The sequence below is a fragment of the Ruegeria sp. AD9 genome (assembly GCF_056542305.1).
Genome location: NZ_JBQFZP010000016.1, coordinates 25940 through 46540 on the forward strand (window position 1 = coordinate 25940; position 20601 = coordinate 46540).

Consider the following 20601-nt stretch of genomic DNA (forward strand, 5'->3'; position numbering starts at 1 on the left):
TTGAGCACCCTCGAAGACGCCAAGACCCTGCTGGGCGAACTGATCAGCTTCCCCACGGTTTCGTCAGACAGTAACCTGGACATGATCAAGCACCTCGCGGACCGGTTGAGCGATTGCGGTGCAGAGGTAGAAATATGGCATGACGAAACCGGCACCAAAGCCAATCTTTTTGCCTCATTGGGCCCCAAGCGCGACGGTGGTATCGTCCTATCAGGCCATTCCGATGTGGTGCCTGTTACGGATAAGGACTGGTCCTCGGACCCATTCGTGATGGAGGAGCGGGACGGCAAGTGGTTTGGTCGCGGCACCTGCGATATGAAAGGGTTTATCGCGGCGGCAGTCGTCATGGCCCCGTATTACGCAAAGCTGGATCTTCAGCGCCCATTGCATTTCGCCTTTACATATGATGAAGAAATCGGCTGTTTTGGCGCGCAGGCTTTGGCCAAGACCCTGCGGAAGAAAGCGATCAAACCCGCTGTGGTCATCATCGGGGAACCCACCTCGATGCGCATCATCGAGGGCCATAAGGGCTGCTTTGAATATACAGCGCATTTTACCGGGTTCGAAGGCCATGGCTCGGCCCCCGAGCGCGGTGTAAACGCCGTCGAATACGCGGTGCAATACGTCTCGAAACTGTTGACGCTGAAGGCTGATTTGCAAGGGAGAGCACCGGCAAACAGCCCGTTCGACCCACCATGGACGACAATAAATACCGGTACGTTGGTGGGCGGGGTGGCCCATAATGTGATCCCCGGTAAGGCGCGGGTCGATTGGGAGATGCGACCAGTGCAAAAGGCGGATGTGGATTACGTCAAAGACGAACTGCACCGGTTTTGCGCGCAAACCCTGATCCCGGCAATGCAGGCTATTCACCCCGATGCTGGTATCAAGACCGAAATTATCGGTGAGGTCGACGGGCTAGAACCAGTGGACGACAACGAGGCGCGTGACCTTGTGATGGAACTGACAGGGGCGAACAGAGCCGACGTAGTACCCTTCGGCACCGAGGCCGGGATATTCCAGCAGTTGGGGATGAACGTCGTTGTTTGCGGTCCCGGATCAATCGATCAGGCGCATAAACCGGATGAATACGTCTCGGTCGAACAGATGGCCCAGTGCCTTGATATGCTTCGGCGGTTATCTTCGAAGCTGGAGTAGATGATGACCTCGGTCCGCGCGGTATCGTTATTCTGGTTGGGTGCACCGGTTCTGTTCGTGCTGTTCTGGGCGGGTGGCTACAGTTTTGCCAAGCTGGGGCTGCCCTATGTGGAACCGATGACCATGCTTGCGATCCGTTATGGTCTGGCTGTTCTGTGTCTTCTGCCGCTGCTGGCGGTGTTCTGCCCTGCCCTACCGCGTGATCCGGCGCACTGGGCCGCGATGGCGGCAAGTGGGTTTCTAATTCAGTGTGTTTACTTCGGTCTGGCCTATCAGGCGATGAAACAGGGACTGGGTGCCGGTACCACTGCCATCGTGATGGCCTTGCAGCCCGCCCTTGTCGCCGCTCTCTCTCCCTTGGTCGGAGAAGCGCGTGGACGACCCGTGATGTGGATTGGCCTGGCGCTGGGTTTCGCGGGGGTCGCAATCAGTGTCTTTGACAAGACCAGCGCAGTACCCCTTTCCGCCGGGCTGCTTGCGGTTAGTGCACTGGTCGGCCTGACTGCCGCCACTTTGCTGGAAAAACATCACGGGCGGCGCAGCGACCCGGTGTTGGGTGGTGCTGTTCAATATGTGATAGGATTTGCCGTGCTGCTACCTATCGCAATGGCGACCGAAACGATGGAAGTCACCTGGCATCCAAACCTGATCCTTTCTCTGGCGTATCTGGTCATCGCCAACTCCCTGATCTCGATCAGCCTCTATGTCGCACTTGTTCAGCGCGGCGACGCGACCCGCGTGTCCACATTGCTTTACCTTGTCACACCTTTGGCAATTGCACTGGCCTGGATGATCCTGGGCGAGCCGGTCACTTGGCGCACCGCCTTTGGCTTTGTTCTCTGCCTCGCAGGCGTCTATGTCGTGCGGAGATCGAAAGATTGACGCCTATGGCAGTTTTCGATCGGACAACCGGAATTTAAAAGCCCACGACCAGTTCAATAGCGGAAACCACCTGAACCGAGATCACAACCGTCAGGAAAGCGCATTCACATAGCTTTTGATCGTCGACCGGCATCCGTGCTGCCAGATCCGTGGCAACCAGCGTGTGAAGGATTCTGCAAACTGGGCTTCACGGCCAGTACTTCCGTACAGGTTTGCTGCCTCAAGCCACTTTTCGGGCCGTCCCCTGGCGGCAAGGGCCGCACTCTGCAAATCGCTCCAGATGGGATCATTGGGCGCAATCTCTGATCCATCCTCACGCAGACCGGCGCACATACGGCACCAGAAAGCTTCAACCAGCGCCAGCCCAGTAACAGATGTACCCGAGGCCAGAGCATCGCGAATGGACGGAAGCAAGAAACCGGGGTGGCGTGCAGACCCGTCAAAGGCCACGCGTTGCGTGGTATCGTGAATAGCCGTATTCGAAAATCTGCGATTGACCAGATCCAGATACTGTTCCGGTGTCATCCCGGGAACCGCACTGGCATGAGGAAGAATTTCTTCGGTCTGGACTTTCAGGAAGAATGCCGAAATTTCCCGGTCGTTCATGCAGTCCGAGATTGTGGGGATGTTCAGAACCTCGCCCACATTCGCCAGAATCTGGTGCCCGCCGTTCAGAATGCGCAGTTTCAGTGTTTCATATGCGTGTACGTCCTTGGTGATCGTAACGCCGACATTCTCCAACATTGGCCGCCCGGCGCAGAAATCATCCTCAATCACCCATTGGCGGAAATTCTCGTGTGACACCGGAACGCAGTCTTCAATTCCTAGGGCTCGAGCCTGCGACCGAACTTGATCAGAGGTGGCGGGAACAATGCAATCCACCATTGAATTCGGAAACGCCCCGTTCTGATCGATCCAATCCGCAAGATCAGGGTCCGTCCGGCGCGCCAGTTCAACAACACAGTTGCGCAAGATAGTACCGTTGCCCTGAAGGTTGTCACAACTTAATGCCGTAAAGGGCAGATGCCCGGCGGCACGGCGATTGCCAAGTGCCGCCACAATGGCACCAAAGACCGTGCGAGGCTGTTGCGGGTTTTGCACGTCGTGTCGAATATCATCGTGATCCACGTCGAAAACACCCGACTTGGCATCCAGAAAATAGCCACCTTCCGTTACGGTAAGGGACACGATCCGAATGGCGGGATCGGACATTTTCCGGATCAGAGGCGCATTTTCGGGTTCAATGGGCAGATAGTCCATCAACGGACCGATGACTTCGGCCGAAACACCGGACGGGTCAAGCTCGATCAAAGTTGTCAGACAGTCCTGCCCAATCAGCTTTTCGCGCATGTCCGCGTCAAAAGCCCGAACGCCGGCCCCGATGATCGCCCAGTCCAGGGCCTGCCCTTTTTGCATCAGCCTGTGGATGTACCACGCCTGATGCGCACGGTGAAAATTCCCAAGCCCAATATGAACAATTCCAGGGGTCAGGTCTTCACGCCGGTATCCGGGTATTTTGACATCCGCAGGAAGCGATCCGAGGCGTTCGAGGCACAGCTCTACCGGTGTTATGTCCGCCAAAGGGGTCATCAGCTCATCCAGTTTCCGCCATCGACATTGTAAGTCTGGGCCACGATGTATTCCGCTTCATCAGACGCCAGAAACACCGCCATCCCGGTTAAATCCTCGGCCCGTCCCATACGGCCGAACGGTACCGCTGATGCAACTTCACGCTTCTTCTGCCCCGGTTTTTTATTTTCGTACTTCGCAAAGAAGGCGTCGACGCCGTCCCAATGCTCTCCATCAACAACACCGGGTGAGATCGCATTCACATTTATCCCGTGAGCGATCAGATTGAGCCCCGCTGACTGCGTCAAAGATATAACGGCAGCCTTGCTGGCGCAGTAAACGGCGACCAGAGGTTCGCCACGCCGACCAGCCTGTGAGGCCAGATTTATGATCCGGCCTTTGACATTGGCGTCGATCATGTGCCGCGCAACGGTCTGCATCGTAAACAAGGTGCCCGAAACATTGATATCAAAAACGCGCTGGTAATCGGAGCGGTCGATTTCGATGATTGGCGCTGCTGAAAAAACGGCGGCATTGTTGATCAGAATATCAATCTGACCGAATTGATCCACGGTGCACGCAACAGCATTGTCGATGCTGTCCTGATCAGCGACATTCATTTCGACCGCCATTGCAGCGTCACCAATTTCCGAGGCTGCGGATTGCGCCCGCGCGAAATCTATGTCGGCAATGGCCACACGCGCACCTTCGGCGACGTAAGCTTTTGCAAAGGCCAGCCCGATTCCACGCGCAGCACCAGTGATAAGCGCGGTTTTTCCGTCCAGTCGCTTCATTCGATCCGCAGCCCTTGCGCGTCAAAACGATGAAGCACGTCGGCACGTGGTGTCAGGTAGATGCGGTCGCCATGCCTAAATCCAACCTCTCCGTCTGCTCGCACCGTGATTGTTTCCGCCAGACCGGTTTCATGTATGTGGAAAAACGTATCTGATCCAAGATGCTCGGACACGCCTACAACACCGCTCCAGGTTCCGTCGCTCTCGGACACAGCAATATGTTCGGGGCGGATGCCGATTGTATGTGCGCCGTTTTTTGCAGCTTCTTCGCCTTCGATAAAGTTCATCCTGGGCGAACCGATGAACCCGGCGACAAAAAGGTTTCGTGGCGTACGATACAGGTCCAGCGGGCTTCCGACCTGCTCGATCACACCAGCCTGAAGCACGACGATCTTGTCGGCCATCGTCATTGCTTCAACCTGATCATGGGTCACATAGATCATGGTGGTCGCCAGCCGTTCGTGCAACTCGCTGATCTCCAACCGCATGCCAACGCGCAGCGCAGCGTCCAGGTTGGACAGCGGCTCATCGAACAAGAACGCTGCGGGTTCACGGACAATGGCACGCCCGATAGCAACGCGCTGACGCTGGCCACCGGACAGCTGGCCGGGGCGGCGATCCAGATAGTCGGTCAGGTTCAGAACCTGCGCGGCCCCTTTCACACGTTTGTCGATTTCGGCCTGATCCAGTTTTGCCATGCGCAAGGGAAAGGCGATGTTCTTGCGAACGGACATGTGCGGATACAAGGCATAGGACTGGAACACCATCGCCAGACCGCGTTTTGCAGGTGGTACGTTTGTCGCGTCGGCCCCGTCAATGTCGATGGAACCTGACGTGATGTCCTCCAACCCCGCAATCAGACGCAGCAAAGTGGACTTGCCGCAACCCGATGGCCCGACGAACACCGTGAACTCTCCGTCTTCGATGGTCAGATCCAGTGGCGGGATAACCTGCACGTCGCCAAAGCTTTTGGTCACGGACCTGAGTTGAATACGTCCCATGATAAGTTTTCCTTATTTCACAGCGCCAAAAGTCAGGCCGCGGACAAGTTGTTTCTGGCTAAACCAGCCAAGGATCAGGATCGGTGCAATCGCCATTGTCGAAGCCGCGCTGAGCTTGGCAAAGAACAGGCCCTCGGGGCTGGAATAGCTGGCGATAAATGCGGTCAGCGGGGCCGCGTCAACGGCTGTCAGGTTGAGGGTCCAGAACGCCTCGTTCCAGGCAAGAATGAAGTTCAGCAAAACAGTCGAAGCGATGCCCGGTACAGCCATGGGTGTCAGGATGTGCAGGATTTCTTCTTTCAGTGTCGCCCCGTCCATCCGTGCGGCTTCAAGGATTTCACCGGGAATTTCACGGAAGTAGGTGTAGAGCATCCAGACGATGATCGGCAAGTTGATCAGCATCAAAACGACGACCAGTCCACCTCGTGTATCAAGCAGCCCCAGACGGATGAACAGCAGGTAGATCGGGTAAAGGACACCGACTGCCGGCAACATCTTGGTAGAGAGCATCCAAAGCAGAATGTCCTTTGTACGTTTCGAAGGAACGAACGCCATTGCCCATGCTGCCGGTACGGCAATGATCACCCCCAACAGGGTTGACCCACCTGCAATGATGACCGAGTTCCAAAGGAAACGCATGTAATTCGAGCGTTCCTGTACGACAGCATAGTTCTCAAGCGTCCAGTCAAAGTTCAGGAACAGTGGCGGGCTCGCAATGGCCTGCGCTTCGGTTTTGAAGCTGGTCAGGATCGTCCAGAGGATCGGGAAAAAGATCAGCAGACCGACGGCCCAAGCCAGGGCTGTGTTCAGCGACTTGCGTTGGATTGTGACGGAGCGGGCCATGGTTTTATCTCCTCACGCGTCCAGGTTCTTGCCGACAATGCGCATCAGGAAGACCGCAACGATATTGGCGAGAATGATTGCATAGACACCTCCGGCTGATCCGAGACCGATATTCTGGCTTTCCAAAACGCGCTGGAAGATCAGGTAGGTGAGTGTACGGGTGCCGAACGCGCCACCTGTGGTGACGAAAATCTCGGCAAAGATCGAAAGCAGAAAGATTGTCTGGATCAGGATTACGATTGTGATTGCACGGCTCAGGTGCGGCAGAATGATGTGGTAGAACCGCTTGAGCGGCGGCGCACCGTCCATTTCAGCAGCTTCCAGTTGCTCACTGTCCAGCGACTGGATTGCGGTCAAAAGGATCAGTGTCGCAAATGGCAGCCATTGCCACGACACGATCATGACTATCGAGGTCATTGAAGCTTCGGACAACCACGAGACCGGTTCAGCCCCAAAAAAGCGCCACAGATGGGCCAGCAACCCGTTGACCGGGTCCATGAACATGTTTTTCCAGACCAGAGCCGAAACGGTCGGCATAACGAAGAATGGCGCAATGACAAGGATGCGCACCACCCCCTGGCCCCACATCGGTTGATCTAATAGCATCGCCAGCAGGATGCCCAGAATGACGGTAATCGCCAACACGCCGAGAACAATGACAAGCGTTGCCTGAACGGCGGGCCAGAACGAACTGGACGAAACAAATCGGATATAGTTGTCGAAACCCACCCATCCGAGATCACCGCCCCGCAAGGGAAGATATTTCTTGAAGGAAAAATACAGGGTCATCGTCAGCGGCACGAGCATCCAGCCAAGCAGCAGCACCACTGCGGGTGCCATCATCAGGCGTGCAACTGATCTGGAATGTTGAGTTGCCATTGCGCAAGACCTCTCTGTTCAGGCGTAAGACAGCCTGCGAGAAAAACACGAATTGTGGAAGTGGGAGCAGGGGACAGAAGATCTGCCCCCCGCTGGGAAGGTTGCCTCAGTACCCTGCGGCTTCCATCTCTTCTGCTGTGAAGGCCTGCGCTTTGGCAAGCGCCTCGTCCACTGTTTGCTGCCCGGCATAAACGGCCGAGAATTCCTGACTTACCTGTGTGGCAATCCCTGCAAATTCCGGAATGGCCACGAACTGGACACCGGTATAGGGCGTCGGCTGCACACAGCAATTCTGCGGGTCAGCCTTCAGGATCGATTCCAGGGTCATTTTTGCGAATGGGACTGCCTTGTAGTTGTCATTCTCATAAAGCGAGGTCCGCGCGCCCGGAGGCACATTGGCCCACCCTTCGTTTTCAGCCACCAGCTCGATGTAGTCTTTCGAGGTTGCCCATTCGATGAACTGCTTGGCCGCATCTTCCCGCTGAGTTCCCGCCGGGATCGCCAGCGCCCAAGCCCAAAGCCAATTGGCGTGCTTGTCGACGCCTTCCGAATTTGGTGCAAGTGCGAAGCCAACTTTGTCAGCTACGGTTGAGTCTTCCGGATTTGTCACAAAAGACGCGGCAACGGTGGCGTCAATCCACATGCCGCACTTGCCTTGCTGGAACAAAGACAGGTTCTCGTTGAAACCGTTAGTGGCATAGCCAGCCGGGCCGGATTCACTCATCATGTCGACGAAGAACGTCAGCGCCTCTTTCCACTCGGGCTGATCGAACTGGGGCTTCCAGTTTTCATCAAACCAGCGCGCACCGAAGGAATTGCCGGTTACGGTGATAAAGGCACCACCTTCTCCCCAGCCCGCCTTACCGCGCAGGCAGATGCCGTTGATGTCGTTGTCGCGATCAGTCATGGCAGCCGCAGCTTCACGGATGAATTGCCATGTTGGTGCTTCTGGCATTTCCAGACCGGCCTTTTCCATCAGGTCGGTGCGGTACATGATCATCGAGCTTTCGCCATAAAAAGGCGCAGCATAAAGCGTGCCATCATGGCTCAACCCGCCTGCCATCGCAGGCAGCAGATCACCAACATCATACTCATCGGACAAACCGTCCAGCGGTACCAGCCAGCCGTTCGCACCCCAGATCGGGGTTTCGTACATGCCGATGGTCATGATGTCGAACTGACCGCCTTTGGTGGTGATGTCGGTCGTGACGCGCTGACGCAAAACGTTTTCTTCCAACGTCACCCATTCGACATCAATGCCTGTCGCATTGGTGAAGTTGTCTGTGTAGCCCTGCATCCGGATCATGTCACCATTGTTGACGGTCGCGATCGTGATGGTTTCCGCTTGGGCTGCTGCCGTAACGACGAAAGTCAACGCAGTCGCCGCACGAAGTGCGTTCTTCAAATACATCCCTGTCCTCCCTGAGCTTGGATGCTGTACAGAGACCCTAGTTTATAAATTGTCGCGGCGTCAATATAAACTTTACGCGCGTTAACTTTTAGCTCATGCAGATTCCCTCAAGACAAGCCGTGCCGGAAATAGAGTTTCCGTCCGATCGTCAAATTTTCCCCCGCTTTCAATGAGTTCAAACAAGGTATCCACACTGCGCCCAGCCACGTTGTCATAATCATGCGCAGCTGTTGTCAGCGATGGACAAGTAAATCTTGCAAAGGGGTGGTCGTCATTTGATGCGACGCGGAGTGAGCAATCTTCCTTTCGCCCAACCCGAATCCCCTGCTCATAACAGGCTGCCAGAAATCCGATCGCAAGACGGTCATTGCTGCACAAAACCGAGTTCGTCCTGAGAGCGCCTTTCTCCAACACTCTCAAAGCACCTTGATGCCCAATCTCTTCAAACGCCCAGCCTTCGCCATCAATTTTAATGACATGGGGCTCGAACCCCAGACGTTCCATAACCTCTATATATGCCTTGCGTCGCTTGTTGGCGTTTGGATTTGCTGGTGTGCGCATTTCAAAGAAAGACGGAGGTTCACCCGTCCGGGTCATGTATTCCACGGTTTGGGACACAAAACTGAAATTGTCCGACCCTATAAAGGCTGCACCCAAACCTTCGAGGTTGCTGTCAAACAGAACCGTTGGCACCTCGGCGCAAAATTTCTCGATGTGAGCGCGATCCGACCCGCGACCCAAAGGGGCAAAAAGTACTCCGGCCGGCTTGAGCGACCGCAGGCTGTCGAGTATTTCGTTCTCGAGTTCCTGCTCACCGTGCGAGCTGAATAGAGATGGACGATACCCGGCGGCAATACAGCTCTGCTCAAGGTATCTGGCCATCTCGGCAAAAAACGGATCGGCTAGATAGGGAACAACGATGCCGATATTCTTGGTCAGCTTTCGATTCTGGTTCACCGCATAGATATTCGGACGGTAATCGAACTTTTCCAAAGCTTCTTCGATACGCGCCCGCGTAGAGGAACGAACGCTTTCCGGGTCGTGAAAATATTTGGAAACCGTTGGCCGAGAAATCCCGCTGAGGGCCGCAAACTCCTCCATATTTCTTATTTTTGCCATACCTACCCGCTTACGGAATTCTTTTGCTTTGACCTTACATTTTCTTTACGCGCGGCAATAAATCAATAGGCTGCCGTATCCGCGCGAATGGTAAGACGCGTGACGCCAACGCCGAACAGCCGAAAACCTCCTGATCAAGTCGCGGCGTTTTGGACTTGAGCCCAATATATCGACCCCCAGCGCAACCACCTTGGTCGTCAGGTCTGTTCAGGCTCATTTTGCTTCCCGGCAGAACCTTCTGCGACGTCCTTGTAGTCGTCATGAATGCCGTAAGAAGCGAAACCGGATAGCGTTTCAGAAATCTGTTCATCGGTCAGGATTACCGGACCGAGGGCCAAGGAAAGGTAATATTGCCGGGCAATGGTTTCCAGCTCAACCGCGCGCCACATGGCCTTGTCCAGGTCCTCACCCATGGCAATGGACCCATGATTGCCAAGCAAACAGGCGGTTCGGTCTTGCAGCGCTTCGATCGCCAGCTCCGACAGCTCGGGCGTTCCAAAGCGCGCATAGGGTGCGCAGCGAACATTAGTACCACCGAAGGCCGCGACCATGTAATGCGCTGCCGGGATCTCTTTGTGTGCAATCGCCAGCGCCGTGCAATAGGTCGGATGTGCATGGACAACAGCGCCCATATCGGGGCGGGTCTTGAGGATGTCGAAGTGGAACCGCCATTCGGTCGAAGGTTTGAGCGGGCCATCCCAACTCCCATAGTCTCCATCAAATGGCATTGAGACGATCATCTCGGGGGTCAGCTTGTCATATGGCGTCGCCGAAGGTGTGATCAGCATCCGGTTCTCGTATCGGGCCGAGATATTGCCGGATGTTCCCTGGCTAAGACCACTGGAATTCAGAAAAAGGCATTTCTCGATAATCGCCTCACGGATTCTGCGTTCCTTGTCATCCATCTTGTGCTCCTGTCCTCGCGCCACCCCGGCAGAATGGACCAGCCTTAGTTATCAGAGGTCGCACCATCAGGCGACAAGCCCAACCTCGCAATTGCATTGTCCAAAGCCAACCCGAAAACCTGCGCCTGAGGTGACAGAACCTGGTCAGGCCGACGCATCAGCCCAACGGGCCCGCGTGTGATCGACGTATCAAACGGCAGCGCTACAAGGTGGCCATCGCTGATTTCATTGGCGACCACCCCTGCCGAGGTAATCCAGATCGCATCGGTCTGTCGGGTATACACCCGTCCGAAAGCACCCGAGACAGTTTCCAGACGATCTTCGATTTCACCAATCCCATGCGCGATCATGAGGCGATCCACCAAGGGCCGGATTGCCGATCCTTCAGGTGGATAAAGCACTTGCCACTCGGTAATCCGCCTGAGATCGGGGGCTTTCAGCAGCGGGTGATCCGCGTGCACGACGAAGACGACCTTCTCCTCGTAAAGCTGGGTAAAGGAAATGCCCTGCATGGTTTCAGGGCGACCCAAACGCCCGATAACAAGCTCCAGGTCGCCCAGACGAAGACGCTCCATCAAATGGCCATGTGGACCGTCGAAAACGCTCAGTCGGGCATTGCCCGCAAGTTCGGAAAACTCGGTGGCAACGGCTGGCATCAAACGGGCCGCAACCGAAGGCAGCACCCCGACCCGAAGACTGGCCCTGCCGCGCGCTTCGATCTGCTCCACACCAGAAAAGCCCTGCTGCAAAGCGGCCAGCGACATTTCGGCGAAATGCAGAAACACTTCGCCCTGCCGCGTCAGAGAAACACCGGACCGGTTACGGGACAACAGCACAGTGCTCAGAATATCCTCAAGCTCCTTAAGCGTCTTGGATATCGCCGGTTGCGTGAGAAACAGCTTCTCTGCCGCAACTTTCAGGCTTTTCTCGCGACATATCTCAATAAAACAATGAATATGCCTAACTTTGATGCGGCGATCTATCATTACTTTCCAATTATAGCAACTAAGTCCAAGTAGAACTCATTTTACATATCGAGAAATGACGTTCAATTATTAGACACGCGAAATCAGGAGAGCCAACATGCGCGTTCAGGTCGCGATCATCGGCGGTGGACCTTCAGGTCTTTTGCTCAGCCAGTTGTTGCACCGCAACGGCATAGACACCATCGTGTTAGAGCGCAAAACCAGGGAATATGTTCTGGGTCGCATTCGCGCTGGCATTCTGGAAACCGGTTTTGTGGAGCTGATGCGCGAAGCCGGTGTAGCAGATCGGATGGACAAGGAGTGTTTTGTCCATGACGGCACAGTGATCTCGTATGGCGATATCGAATTCGGCATCAACTTTAAAGAGCTGACGGGCAAACATGTGGTTGTTTACGGACAAACGGAAGTAACCCGCGACCTGTATGATGTACGCGATGCGATGGGCGGCAAGATTGCTTTTAACGTCGATGATCTTCAGATTCATGGGGCTGACAGCGATGCACCTTATGTGACGTATCAAGCGGATGGGACCGGACACCGGATTGATTGCGATTTTGTCGCCGGGTGCGACGGGTTTCATGGGGTGTCGCGTCAAACCATCCCGCTGACCGTGCGCCGGGAATATGAAAAGGTCTATCCGTTTGGCTGGCTGGGCGTTTTGTCCGAAACTCCCCCGGTCCATGACGAACTGATCTATGCCGGGTCGGAACGCGGTTTTGCGCTTTGTTCCATGCGCAATGAGAACCTCAGCCGTTACTACATTCAATGCTCGCTGTCTGACAGTGCCGATGACTGGACTGATCAAGCCTTCTGGCAGGAGCTGAAACGCAGGATTCCCACGCAATATGCTGAGAAACTGATCACCGGGCCATCGGTCGAAAAATCAATTGCAGCGCTGCGGTCTTTTGTGACCGAACCAATGCGCTGGGGCCGTTTGTTCCTGTGTGGGGATGCCGCGCATATCGTGCCCCCCACCGGGGCCAAGGGGCTTAACACGGCGGCAAGCGACATCCACTATCTGCACAACGCCCTGCTGCAATTCTATAAAGACCACGACAGCGAAGGCATCGACCGCTATTCCGAAAAAGCGTTGGCCCGAATTTGGAAAGCCGAGCGGTTCAGTTGGTCCACGACCAACCTGTTGCACCGTTTTCCGGAACAGAACGGCTTTGACCTGAAAATGCAGAAGGCTGACATTGATTTCCTGCGCGAAAACAAAGAGGCCCAATCGGTGTTTGCACAAAACTACGTCGGGCTGCCCTACTGATGCAGATTGCGGCGCTGGATAACATTCACCTGCATTGGCGTGAGGATGGCGATCCAGATGGCACGCCTGTGGTGTTTGCCAACTCGCTGGGAACTGACCTGCGCCTTTGGGACAAAGTTTTGCCCTTACTGCCCAAGGGGCTGCGCCTGATCCGGTTCGATCTGCGTGGTCACGGCCTGTCGGAATGCCCTCAGGCGCTTTACAGCTTGGCTGAGCTGACAGATGACGCCGAGGCGTTGCTTGACCATATCGGGGTTCGCGACACGGTGTTTGTCGGCCTGTCGATTGGCGGCATGATCGGTCAGGCGCTGGCTTCGCGCCGACCAGACCTGATCCGCGCCCTTGTTCTTTCCAACACCGCCACGAAAATGGGGACGCCCCAGATGTGGCGTGACCGGATGGGCGCAATCCGATCGTCCGGCATCGAGCCTGTGGCTGACGCAATTCTGGACCGTTGGTTTGCAGCGGGTTTCAGGGCAACCGATAACGTGCTGCTTTGGCGCAACATGCTGGTGCGTACCCCTGTTTCTGGGTACCTGGGATGCTGCAACGCGATTTCAAATGTTGATCTTGAATCCATGACCTGGGCGCTGCGATTGCCAGTTCTGGCCATCGCCGGATCAGATGACCGCGCCTGCCCGCCCGAACTGGTCCGGCAGACCTGTGCTATGATCCCCGGGGCGCGCTATGCCGAAATACCCAACACCGGGCACCTGCCATGCGTGGAAGCCCCCGCCACCTATGCTGAACACTTGTCCGCCTTCCTGATGGAGAACCGCAATGAGTGACAAATACGCGTCCGGTATGCGAGTGCGGCGCAGAATTCTGGGCGATGCCCATGTGGATCGTGCCGAAGCCGCCAAATCTGATCTGGACGGTCCATTTCAGACGCTTATCACCGAAGGCGCGTGGGGCACTGTCTGGGCTTCGGACGGGATCAGCGACCGTGAGAGATCCATGCTGACGCTGGCTTTGCTGGCTGCGTTGGGCAATTTCGAAGAAATCCCGATGCATATCCGCGCCACAGCCCGTACCGGCGCCAGCAAGCAGGATGTACTTGAAGCGTTTCAGCACGTCGCAATTTACGCGGGCGTACCGCGCGCCAATCAGGCCCTCAGGCTGGCAAAACAAACGTATGACGAAATGGAACAGGACTGAATGGGAAACGCGCAGAAACCCCAGTCAGAGAAAAAGGAAGTGTGATCCGACAATGTTGAAACAAGGTGAATTCTACCAGCGTGACCGCGAGTGGCACCCACCTGCACTGACGCCCGACTACAAGACCAGCGTGACCCGTTCACCGCAATATTCGCTGATCTCGCTGCAAAACTCGATCAGTGAGGTCACCGGCCCGGTTTTTGGCCACAACGATGTTGATCCTCTGGATAAGGACCTGATCTCGAACTATGCGCAGCCCGGTGAAAGCCCGATTGGCGAGCGAATTATTCTGCACGGCAGGGTGCTGGATGAAAACGGACGTCCGGTGCCAAACACGTTGGTGGAAATCTGGCAGGCGAATGCGGGTGGGCGCTATCGCCACAAGAAGGATACCTATCTGGCACCGATCGATCCCAATTTCGGTGGTTGTGGCCGCACCCTGACAGATGAAAACGGGTATTATTTCTTCCGCACCGTAAAACCCGGTGCCTACCCCTGGCGCAATTGGGTGAACAGCTGGCGTCCCGCCCATATCCACATGTCGATATTCGGAACAGGTTTTGCGCAACGCCTGATCACACAATGTTATTTCGAAGGTGACCCGCTGATTGACAGGTGCCCGATCGTGAAAACTATTCCTGACGCCGATGCGATCAGCCGCCTGATTTCGCGGCTCGATATGAATTCGACGATCCCACTGGATACCATCGCCTATAAATTTGACGTGGTCTTGCGCGGTCGGCGCTCGACCCTGTTTGAAAACCGTCTGGAGGGGAACTGAAGATGCAACAGCTGAATTATCTGAAGGAAACCCCCTCGCAAACAGCCGGGCCTTACGTCCATATCGGTCTGGCGCCTGGGGCTGCCGGATTTGAGATCTACAGGCAGGAACTGGGCTGGGATATAGCCGGACCAAATGCCGAAGGTGAGCGTATTCGGGTCGAAGGACTGGTCGTGGACGGGGCAGGATCGCCCATCAAGGATGTTTTGCTCGAGGCCTGGCAGGCAAATGCCAGGGGCGTCTATGCCCATCCTGAGGGCGGCGGCGATGTCGAAGACGGCTTTCGCGGCTGGGGACGCGTCATCACCAATTTTGAAACCGGCGAATGGGCGTTCGACACTGTCAAACCCGGCCCGACACCGGGACGAAACGTGGGCCAGCAAGCGCCTCACATAAACCTTTGGGTTGTAGCCCGGGGCATCAATGTCGGTCTGAATACGCGTATCTATTTCGAGGACGAGGAAGAGGCCAACAGCAAGGACCCGGTCCTTAATCTCATCGAATGGGAACGCCGCCGCGCAACGCTGCTGGCCAGACGCACCAATCGGGACGGTCAAGTTGTCTATCGCTTCGATATCAAGATACAAGGCGAAGATGAGACCGTCTTTTTTGATATCTGACTACTTGGTGCTGCCTTGCCAAGGCCGCACTCATTTCAGGAAGTCACCATGACCAAACCCTGCATCATCTGCGTGGCTATCACCGGTTCCCTGCCCACCAAGAAGAACAACCCAGCGGTGCCGATCTCGGTTGCGGAACAGGTCGAAAGCACGCAAGAGGCGTTCGAGGCCGGTGCCAGCATTGTCCACGCCCATGTTCGCAACGATGATCAGACGCCCAGCAGCGACCCCGACAAATTCGCTCTCCTGAAAGAGGGTTTGCAAAAACACTGTCCCGGAATGATCATCCAGTTTTCCACTGGTGGGCGGTCAGGCGCCGGTCAGGCCAGAGGCGGAATGCTGCCCCTTGCCCCTGACATGGCGTCGCTGTCGGTTGGATCGAACAACTTTCCCACCCGGGTTTATGAAAATCCACCCGACCTGGTGGACTGGCTGTCAGCCGAAATGCAAAAATACAAAGTCACGCCCGAGATCGAGGCGTTTGACCTGTCCCACATCCTGCAAGCGATCAGATTGCACAAGGAAGGCAAGCTGTATGGCAAGCTGTATGTTCAATTTGTCATGGGTGTCAAAAACGCGATGCCGGTCGACAGGGCCGTGTTCGACTTTTACGTGAAATCCATGCAGGATCGCGCACCGGGTGCCGAATGGTGTGCCGCCGGGATCGGTCCAAACCAGATTGTGGTAAATGAATGGGCCGTTGCTGCGGGCGGGCACACGCGGACAGGTTTGGAAGACAATGTCCGGCTGGACCGCAACACGCTTGCGCCTTCGAATGCTGCGCTGGTCAATCGCGTGACCGAGTTATGCGCAAAGCACGAACGTCCGGTCGCCACCTGGCAACAGGCCCGCGAGATTTTGGCTCTTTGAGCGCAGGGAGTAATGGCGCCATGACGATTGATATCCGCCCGCTTCAATTCAAAGGCCACATATAGGATGGAACAGCTTTCCACTCATCCCTGGCTCAGCGGGCTGTTTGAGGACCCGCAGACCTCAGAGATGCTGGGCGCAGAGACTCAGCTAAGACACATGCTGTCCGTCGAGGCCGCATATTCTGAGGCTTTGGCGGCGGTCGGCAAGGTACCAACAGAGGTGGCGGATACCGCGGCTAAACTTATCCGACAACACCGTCCCGACATGCGGGCGCTGCGCGACGGGACGTCATTGGATGGCGTGGTGGTGCCCTCGCTGGTGCGGTCACTCAAAGCGGCATTGCCTGATCATTGCCACGTCGCGCTGCATAAGGGGATGACGTCGCAGGATGTTGTCGACACCGCTCTGGTTTTGTCAATCAAAGACATTCTGGAGGTGTTTTCGGCCCGTCTTTCAGACCTGGTAGATGCGCTTTTGGTGCTGGAGCAGGCATATGGCGAACACGTGATGATAGGGCGAACCCGAATGCAGGCGGCATTGCAGATTTCGGTTGCCACGCGCCTGCGAAACTGGCGGTTGCCATTGGCCGATCACCAGAAACGCCTGACCGAATTGCAGCCCAGATTGCTTGTGCTGCAACTTGGCGGCGCCGTTGGCGACCGCGTTGGGATGCTCGGATCCGGACAGGCAATCGCAGATCATATGGCCGACAGGCTTGGCCTGGCCAGCTGCAATGCAAATTGGCATACCCGCCGGGACAATCTTGCAGAACTTGCCTCATGGCTTTCATTGATAACCGGATCGCTGGGGAAGATTGGTCAGGACGTGTCGCTCATGGCCCAGCAAGGGGTGGACGAGGTTTCGCTGACAGGTGGCGGCGGATCTTCGGCGATGCCTCACAAGCGCAACCCGGTCCGTGCGGAACTGCTGGTCGCACTGGCTCGTTTCAACGCAACCCAACTGTCGGGCATGCATCAGGCGCTGGTGCACGAGCAGGAACGTTCCGGCGTTGCCTGGACGCTAGAATGGATGATCCTGCCCCAGATGATCCTGGCAACGGGACAGGCCCTGATCAGCTGTGGTACGTTAGTGCAACAGATCGAACGGATAGGCATGGTTGAGTGACTGCACTGGCCTCTGAGCCCGACGTTACTCAGGCGGTGCGTCGACTAGGCGTCGCCGGTTCCGTCGCGATACTCATTAGATGCCAGCATCGGCGGAGCTGTTGTCTCGACTACGCTGTCAGTTAGGCGAACTGCTGAAACGGACGGATTTCGACAAGGCCGCCGAAACCGCCGACGGCAACGAACAGGCGTCAGGCCTGCCGCGACAAGATTGCCGATATTTCGGCAGAGATCGCCTCAACCACTTTTTCGTGCTGGGAAAAGCTGCGCGTCTTGAGCCGCATCATGGTCAGGTCGATCAAGGCGGTCGGAAAGTCTAGATCGAGGATCAGGAAGGAAAGGTCATTGGCCTGTCTGCGGGCACGACCAACGAAAAGGCGATCAAGGCCATCATCGAAGAAAAGGGCCTGAACGTCGAAATCGTGCCGGTCAAAGATCGCAGCCGGTACTGGCTGGCGCTGGAAACGGACCGCATCGACGCTTATGGCTCGGACGATGTTCTGCTCTATGACCTGATCTCAAAGGCGTCCGATCCGACTGGCTATCAGGTCACCGGGCGGTACCTGTCCTTCGATCCCTATGCCCTGATGGTGCAGCGCAACGACTCCACGTTCGAACGTCTTGGACGTACGGTCATGGCCGGTCTGATGCGCTCTGGTGAGATCAAGGAGATTTACGCCAATTGGTTCGAGCCGGGCCCGACAAACATCGACATGCCGCTTTCCGATACGCTGGCGACCGCGTTCGAAATTCAGGCACTGCCAGAATAAGCAACAAAAGAAGGGGCGGGTACATCCGCCCCTCCCCAGCTGCGGCAGGGGGATGACAAGAACTATAATTGGGACTGGGGCGTTCTGTCCCGCGAGCCCTATTTCGGCTGGACCATAGTTATCTCGCTTCTGGCCTGGACAATCGCTTTTTCGGTGGGCTCAGCGCTCGGTATCTTCCGCACCTCATCCAACCCGGTCCTCAGGGCCGTTGGCACCACCTATGTAGAGATCTTCCGCAATGTTCCGCTGCTGGTACAGCTGTTCCTGTGGTACTTCGCTTTCCCCGAAGTCCTGCCGGATGACTGGTCGCGTTAGGTCAAGCGCGACATGCCCTTCCCGGCAATGACCACCGCCATTGTCGCTATCGGCCTTTATACCGCCTCGCGTGTCTGCGAACAGGTCCGTTCGGGAATCGAGGCCGTGGGCCGTGGGCAGCGCCAGGCAGGCCGCGCCATCGGCATGACCGAGGTACAGGTCAATCGATAAATTCTTCTGCCCAATGCCTACCGCATCATCATCTCGCCGCTGACAAGCGAGTTTTTGACGATCTTCAAGAATTCCTCGCTGGCGCTGACCATAGGTGTCGTCGAACTGACGGCGATGACACGACAGATCGAGGATTTACGTTCCAGGGATTTGAAGCCTTCACCGCCGCAACTGTGGTCTATAGCCTTGTCACTTTCACGGTGATGGCGGTTATGCGGCGGGTCGACAGGATGACCGCCCTGCCCGGCACCTTCGCAAAAGGGGCTGCGCAATGACACTCGATTTCTCCGTCATTCCCGCCAATGGCGAACTGTTGTGGGACGGCTTGAAGATGACCTTCCTGCTGACGGGCCTCGCAGTGGCAGGGGGTATCGTCCTTGGCACGGTCCTTGCCCTTCTGCGCATCGCAAAGGTACCGGTTCTGGGCCAGTTCGCTGCGGCCTATGTCAACTTCTTCCGCTCGCTGCCGCTGATCCTCGTGATCTTCTGGCTCTTCTTCCTTGTGCCGCTTATCATTGGTCGACCTGTCGGCGCCTTCTCCTCAGTTCTCGTGGCCTTCATCCTGTTTGAGGCCGCCTATTATTCCGAGATCATCCGGGCCGGCATCAACTCTGTCCGCCCCGGACAACTGGCCGCCGCGCGCCATCGGCCTCACCTACAGCAAGTCGATGCGCTATATCGTGCTGCCTCAGGCCTTCCGGGCGATGACGCTGATCCTGATGACACAGGTGATCATCCTCTTTCAGGACACATCGCTCGTCTATGTCGTCGGCCTGCGCGATTTCCTTGTCAGTGCCGAGATTGTCGCCAACCGTGACCAGAAGCTGGTGGAGATGTTCCTCTTCGTCGCTGCGGTCTACTTCACCCTCTGTTTCCTTGCCTCCATGGGCGTCCGGTATCTGCAAAAAAGGCTTGCCACATGATCGAGATGAAGAATGTCAACAATTGGTACGGCAAGACCTTTCAGGTTCTGAAGAACTATACCCTCAGCGTCGCCAAGGGCGAGGTGATCGTGGTCTGCGGCCCTTCTGGTTCGGGCAAGTCCACGTTGATCAAAACGGTGAACGGGCTTGAGCCGATCAATGATGGCGAGATCACCGTCGCGGGCACCTCGATCACCGCGAAATCGACAAATCTCGACAAGAGGCGCTCCAAGATCGGTATGGTCTTTCAGAATTTTGAGCTGTTTCCTCATATGAACGTGACCGAGAACTTCAAGATCGGCCAGATCAAGGTGCTGGGGCGCGATCCGAAAGAGGCGGAGGAAAAGGCGCTCGCACTTCTTGAGCGCGTGGGCCTGACGGAACATGCGCAGAAATACCCCTCGCAGTTGTCCGGCGGCCAGCAGCAGCGGGTGGCGATTGCCCGCGGCCTTGCGATGGAGCCGATGGCAATGCTCTTTGACGAACCAACATCGGCGCTCGACCCAGAGATGATCAACGAGGTTCTGGACGTCATGGTGGAACTGGCAAAGGAAGGCATGACGATGATGGTCGCCACGCATGAGATGGGGTTTGCCAAGAAGGTGGCCGACCGCGTGGTCTTTATGGACCATGGCGAAATCGTCGAAGACGCGCCTTCGGCCGAGTTTTTTGGTTCCCCGCGAAGCCCGCGTGCTCAGGATTTCCTTTCCAAGATTCTCAGCCACTGAAGCAGATCCGGATGTCTACAGCTGGCCAATTTATCTTCTAATCCGGACCTAGATGCCCGAAAACACGCGCGGCGGAGCGACGTACGCCGCGCAGTTGCGGACGAAGACTATGTTGCCAACTTTGAAATACAGTTGGGGAGCATAGGTGATCTGACGTTTGTTCCCATAAAACAGTTCGTTAACAGTTCGCAACTTGATCACATTGAAGCCCTGTCACTTCCCCAAGGATACAGTCTTGCACGCTGTTAACTTATAACCCCGGTACACTCTGTCCAGAACATGACTGAACGCGGCGTGCAGGTGGGCCGCGTCCTTTCTTAGCCG

Annotated in this window: 24 protein-coding genes and 1 pseudogene; 15 read left to right on the forward strand and 10 right to left on the reverse strand. The window is 56.2% G+C overall.

The genetic code is table 11. The annotated features are described in order from the left end of the window. Entirely contained in the window at positions 1 to 1158 is a 1158-nt protein-coding gene (gene argE, locus ACR0AM_RS18075) for an acetylornithine deacetylase (protein WP_480623616.1), read from the forward strand. Between the two features lie 3 nt (positions 1159 to 1161). Beyond that, a complete protein-coding gene (locus ACR0AM_RS18080) occupies positions 1162 to 2040 on the forward strand; it encodes a DMT family transporter (protein WP_480623617.1) in 879 nt (292 codons plus the stop codon). 90 nt (positions 2041 to 2130) lie between these two features. On the opposite strand, the gene ACR0AM_RS18085 is transcribed toward ACR0AM_RS18080, so the two are convergent. From ACR0AM_RS18085 to pcaQ, 9 genes are all read right to left on the reverse strand, one after another. After that, a complete protein-coding gene (locus tag ACR0AM_RS18085) occupies positions 2131 to 3630 on the reverse strand; it encodes a mannitol dehydrogenase family protein (protein ID WP_480623618.1) in 1500 nt (499 codons plus the stop codon). Then, entirely contained in the window at positions 3630 to 4403 is a 774-nt protein-coding gene (locus ACR0AM_RS18090) for an L-iditol 2-dehydrogenase (protein WP_480623619.1), read from the reverse strand. Before ACR0AM_RS18090 ends, ACR0AM_RS18085 begins: the two co-directional genes overlap by 1 nt. After that, positions 4400 to 5404, reverse strand: a complete 1005-nt coding sequence (locus tag ACR0AM_RS18095; RefSeq protein ID WP_480623620.1) for an ABC transporter ATP-binding protein — start codon at positions 5402 to 5404, stop codon at positions 4400 to 4402. The genes ACR0AM_RS18090 and ACR0AM_RS18095 overlap by 4 nt, the downstream gene beginning before the upstream one ends. 12 nt (positions 5405 to 5416) lie before the next feature. Further along, positions 5417 to 6247, reverse strand: a complete 831-nt coding sequence (locus tag ACR0AM_RS18100) for a carbohydrate ABC transporter permease (protein ID WP_480477631.1) — start codon at positions 6245 to 6247, stop codon at positions 5417 to 5419. Positions 6248 to 6259: 12 nt separating this feature from the next. Continuing rightward, complete coding sequence (locus ACR0AM_RS18105) at positions 6260 to 7126, reverse strand: carbohydrate ABC transporter permease (RefSeq protein ID WP_480477633.1); 867 nt, start codon at positions 7124 to 7126, stop codon at positions 6260 to 6262. A gap of 106 nt (positions 7127 to 7232) precedes the next feature. Beyond that, positions 7233 to 8537 carry an ABC transporter substrate-binding protein gene (locus tag ACR0AM_RS18110; protein WP_480477635.1) on the reverse strand — a complete coding sequence of 435 codons (1305 nt, stop codon included), beginning with the start codon at positions 8535 to 8537 and terminating at the stop codon, positions 7233 to 7235. A 93-nt stretch (positions 8538 to 8630) separates the two neighbouring features. Beyond that, a complete protein-coding gene (locus ACR0AM_RS18115; protein WP_480520858.1) occupies positions 8631 to 9656 on the reverse strand; it encodes a LacI family DNA-binding transcriptional regulator in 1026 nt (341 codons plus the stop codon). A 197-nt stretch (positions 9657 to 9853) separates the two neighbouring features. Then, the gene (locus ACR0AM_RS18120) at positions 9854 to 10561 is read right to left on the reverse strand and encodes a class II aldolase/adducin family protein (protein WP_480520860.1); all 708 of its coding nucleotides are present in this window, start codon (positions 10559 to 10561) and stop codon (positions 9854 to 9856) included. Between the two features lie 44 nt (positions 10562 to 10605). Beyond that, positions 10606 to 11547, reverse strand: coding sequence for a pca operon transcription factor PcaQ (gene pcaQ, locus ACR0AM_RS18125; protein WP_480623621.1), 942 nt, complete (start codon positions 11545 to 11547; stop codon positions 10606 to 10608). A 97-nt stretch (positions 11548 to 11644) separates the two neighbouring features. On the opposite strand from pcaQ, the gene pobA reads away from it, so the two are divergent. The 10 genes from pobA (at position 11645) to ACR0AM_RS18175 (ending at position 18626) form a co-directional block, all read left to right on the forward strand. Beyond that, entirely contained in the window at positions 11645 to 12814 is a 1170-nt protein-coding gene (gene pobA, locus ACR0AM_RS18130) for a 4-hydroxybenzoate 3-monooxygenase (protein WP_480623622.1), read from the forward strand. Beyond that, positions 12814 to 13602, forward strand: a complete 789-nt coding sequence (gene pcaD, locus ACR0AM_RS18135; RefSeq protein ID WP_480484631.1) for a 3-oxoadipate enol-lactonase — start codon at positions 12814 to 12816, stop codon at positions 13600 to 13602. The genes pobA and pcaD overlap by 1 nt, the downstream gene beginning before the upstream one ends. Beyond that, a complete protein-coding gene (gene pcaC / locus ACR0AM_RS18140) occupies positions 13595 to 13972 on the forward strand; it encodes a 4-carboxymuconolactone decarboxylase (protein ID WP_480477645.1) in 378 nt (125 codons plus the stop codon). Before pcaD ends, pcaC begins: the two co-directional genes overlap by 8 nt. 52 nt (positions 13973 to 14024) lie before the next feature. Further along, positions 14025 to 14753, forward strand: a complete 729-nt coding sequence (gene pcaH, locus ACR0AM_RS18145) for a protocatechuate 3,4-dioxygenase subunit beta (RefSeq protein WP_480484630.1) — start codon at positions 14025 to 14027, stop codon at positions 14751 to 14753. 2 nt (positions 14754 to 14755) lie between these two features. Continuing rightward, complete coding sequence (gene pcaG / locus ACR0AM_RS18150) at positions 14756 to 15373, forward strand: protocatechuate 3,4-dioxygenase subunit alpha (protein ID WP_480484629.1); 618 nt, start codon at positions 14756 to 14758, stop codon at positions 15371 to 15373. A gap of 48 nt (positions 15374 to 15421) precedes the next feature. Continuing rightward, on the forward strand, positions 15422 to 16243 hold the full coding sequence (locus ACR0AM_RS18155; RefSeq protein ID WP_480484628.1) for a 3-oxoadipate:acetyl-CoA acetyltransferase: 822 nt from the start codon (positions 15422 to 15424) through the stop codon (positions 16241 to 16243). A 66-nt stretch (positions 16244 to 16309) separates the two neighbouring features. Beyond that, positions 16310 to 17371 carry a 3-carboxy-cis,cis-muconate cycloisomerase gene (locus tag ACR0AM_RS18160; protein WP_480623623.1) on the forward strand — a complete coding sequence of 354 codons (1062 nt, stop codon included), beginning with the start codon at positions 16310 to 16312 and terminating at the stop codon, positions 17369 to 17371. Positions 17372 to 17792: 421 nt separating this feature from the next. Next, a complete protein-coding gene (locus tag ACR0AM_RS18165; protein ID WP_480623624.1) occupies positions 17793 to 18140 on the forward strand; it encodes a type 2 periplasmic-binding domain-containing protein in 348 nt (115 codons plus the stop codon). A 153-nt stretch (positions 18141 to 18293) separates the two neighbouring features. Continuing rightward, positions 18294 to 18455 carry an ABC transporter permease subunit gene (locus ACR0AM_RS18170; RefSeq protein ID WP_480623625.1) on the forward strand — a complete coding sequence of 54 codons (162 nt, stop codon included), beginning with the start codon at positions 18294 to 18296 and terminating at the stop codon, positions 18453 to 18455. Positions 18456 to 18467: 12 nt separating this feature from the next. Next, complete coding sequence (locus tag ACR0AM_RS18175) at positions 18468 to 18626, forward strand: hypothetical protein (protein ID WP_480495854.1); 159 nt, start codon at positions 18468 to 18470, stop codon at positions 18624 to 18626. Positions 18627 to 18643: 17 nt separating this feature from the next. Here ACR0AM_RS18175 and ACR0AM_RS18180 read toward each other — a convergent pair whose 3' ends face one another. Then, positions 18644 to 18904 carry a hypothetical protein gene (locus ACR0AM_RS18180; protein ID WP_480623626.1) on the reverse strand — a complete coding sequence of 87 codons (261 nt, stop codon included), beginning with the start codon at positions 18902 to 18904 and terminating at the stop codon, positions 18644 to 18646. Between the two features lie 53 nt (positions 18905 to 18957). On the opposite strand from ACR0AM_RS18180, the pseudogene ACR0AM_RS18185 reads away from it, so the two are divergent. The 3 genes and pseudogenes from ACR0AM_RS18185 to ACR0AM_RS18195 form a co-directional block, all read left to right on the forward strand. Next, positions 18958 to 19167 (forward strand): annotated as a pseudogene (locus ACR0AM_RS18185) (ABC transporter permease subunit); the annotation flags it as partial. Between the two features lie 127 nt (positions 19168 to 19294). Continuing rightward, complete coding sequence (locus ACR0AM_RS18190) at positions 19295 to 19549, forward strand: ABC transporter permease subunit (RefSeq protein ID WP_480623627.1); 255 nt, start codon at positions 19295 to 19297, stop codon at positions 19547 to 19549. After that, complete coding sequence (locus ACR0AM_RS18195) at positions 19546 to 20277, forward strand: amino acid ABC transporter ATP-binding protein (protein WP_480623628.1); 732 nt, start codon at positions 19546 to 19548, stop codon at positions 20275 to 20277. Before ACR0AM_RS18190 ends, ACR0AM_RS18195 begins: the two co-directional genes overlap by 4 nt. Positions 20278 to 20601: the final 324 nt, after the last annotated feature.

Coding starts and splice junctions, on each gene's coding strand:
- ACR0AM_RS18190 (WP_480623627.1), top strand. CDS start 19,295: ATGCGCTATATCGTGCTGCCTCAGGCCTTCCGGGCGATGACGCTGATC.
- ACR0AM_RS18095 (WP_480623620.1), bottom strand. CDS start 5,404: ATGGGACGTATTCAACTCAGGTCCGTGACCAAAAGCTTTGGCGACGTG.
- ACR0AM_RS18115 (WP_480520858.1), bottom strand. CDS start 9,656: ATGGCAAAAATAAGAAATATGGAGGAGTTTGCGGCCCTCAGCGGGATT.
- pcaQ (WP_480623621.1), bottom strand. CDS start 11,547: ATGATAGATCGCCGCATCAAAGTTAGGCATATTCATTGTTTTATTGAG.
- ACR0AM_RS18090 (WP_480623619.1), bottom strand. CDS start 4,403: ATGAAGCGACTGGACGGAAAAACCGCGCTTATCACTGGTGCTGCGCGT.
- ACR0AM_RS18105 (WP_480477633.1), bottom strand. CDS start 7,126: ATGGCAACTCAACATTCCAGATCAGTTGCACGCCTGATGATGGCACCC.
- pcaD (WP_480484631.1), top strand. CDS start 12,814: ATGCAGATTGCGGCGCTGGATAACATTCACCTGCATTGGCGTGAGGAT.
- pobA (WP_480623622.1), top strand. CDS start 11,645: ATGCGCGTTCAGGTCGCGATCATCGGCGGTGGACCTTCAGGTCTTTTG.
- ACR0AM_RS18080 (WP_480623617.1), top strand. CDS start 1,162: ATGACCTCGGTCCGCGCGGTATCGTTATTCTGGTTGGGTGCACCGGTT.
- pcaG (WP_480484629.1), top strand. CDS start 14,756: ATGCAACAGCTGAATTATCTGAAGGAAACCCCCTCGCAAACAGCCGGG.
- pcaC (WP_480477645.1), top strand. CDS start 13,595: ATGAGTGACAAATACGCGTCCGGTATGCGAGTGCGGCGCAGAATTCTG.
- ACR0AM_RS18100 (WP_480477631.1), bottom strand. CDS start 6,247: ATGGCCCGCTCCGTCACAATCCAACGCAAGTCGCTGAACACAGCCCTG.
- ACR0AM_RS18120 (WP_480520860.1), bottom strand. CDS start 10,561: ATGGATGACAAGGAACGCAGAATCCGTGAGGCGATTATCGAGAAATGC.
- ACR0AM_RS18175 (WP_480495854.1), top strand. CDS start 18,468: ATGCCCTTCCCGGCAATGACCACCGCCATTGTCGCTATCGGCCTTTAT.
- ACR0AM_RS18110 (WP_480477635.1), bottom strand. CDS start 8,537: ATGTATTTGAAGAACGCACTTCGTGCGGCGACTGCGTTGACTTTCGTC.
- ACR0AM_RS18085 (WP_480623618.1), bottom strand. CDS start 3,630: ATGACCCCTTTGGCGGACATAACACCGGTAGAGCTGTGCCTCGAACGC.
- pcaH (WP_480484630.1), top strand. CDS start 14,025: ATGTTGAAACAAGGTGAATTCTACCAGCGTGACCGCGAGTGGCACCCA.
- ACR0AM_RS18160 (WP_480623623.1), top strand. CDS start 16,310: ATGGAACAGCTTTCCACTCATCCCTGGCTCAGCGGGCTGTTTGAGGAC.
- ACR0AM_RS18155 (WP_480484628.1), top strand. CDS start 15,422: ATGACCAAACCCTGCATCATCTGCGTGGCTATCACCGGTTCCCTGCCC.
- ACR0AM_RS18195 (WP_480623628.1), top strand. CDS start 19,546: ATGATCGAGATGAAGAATGTCAACAATTGGTACGGCAAGACCTTTCAG.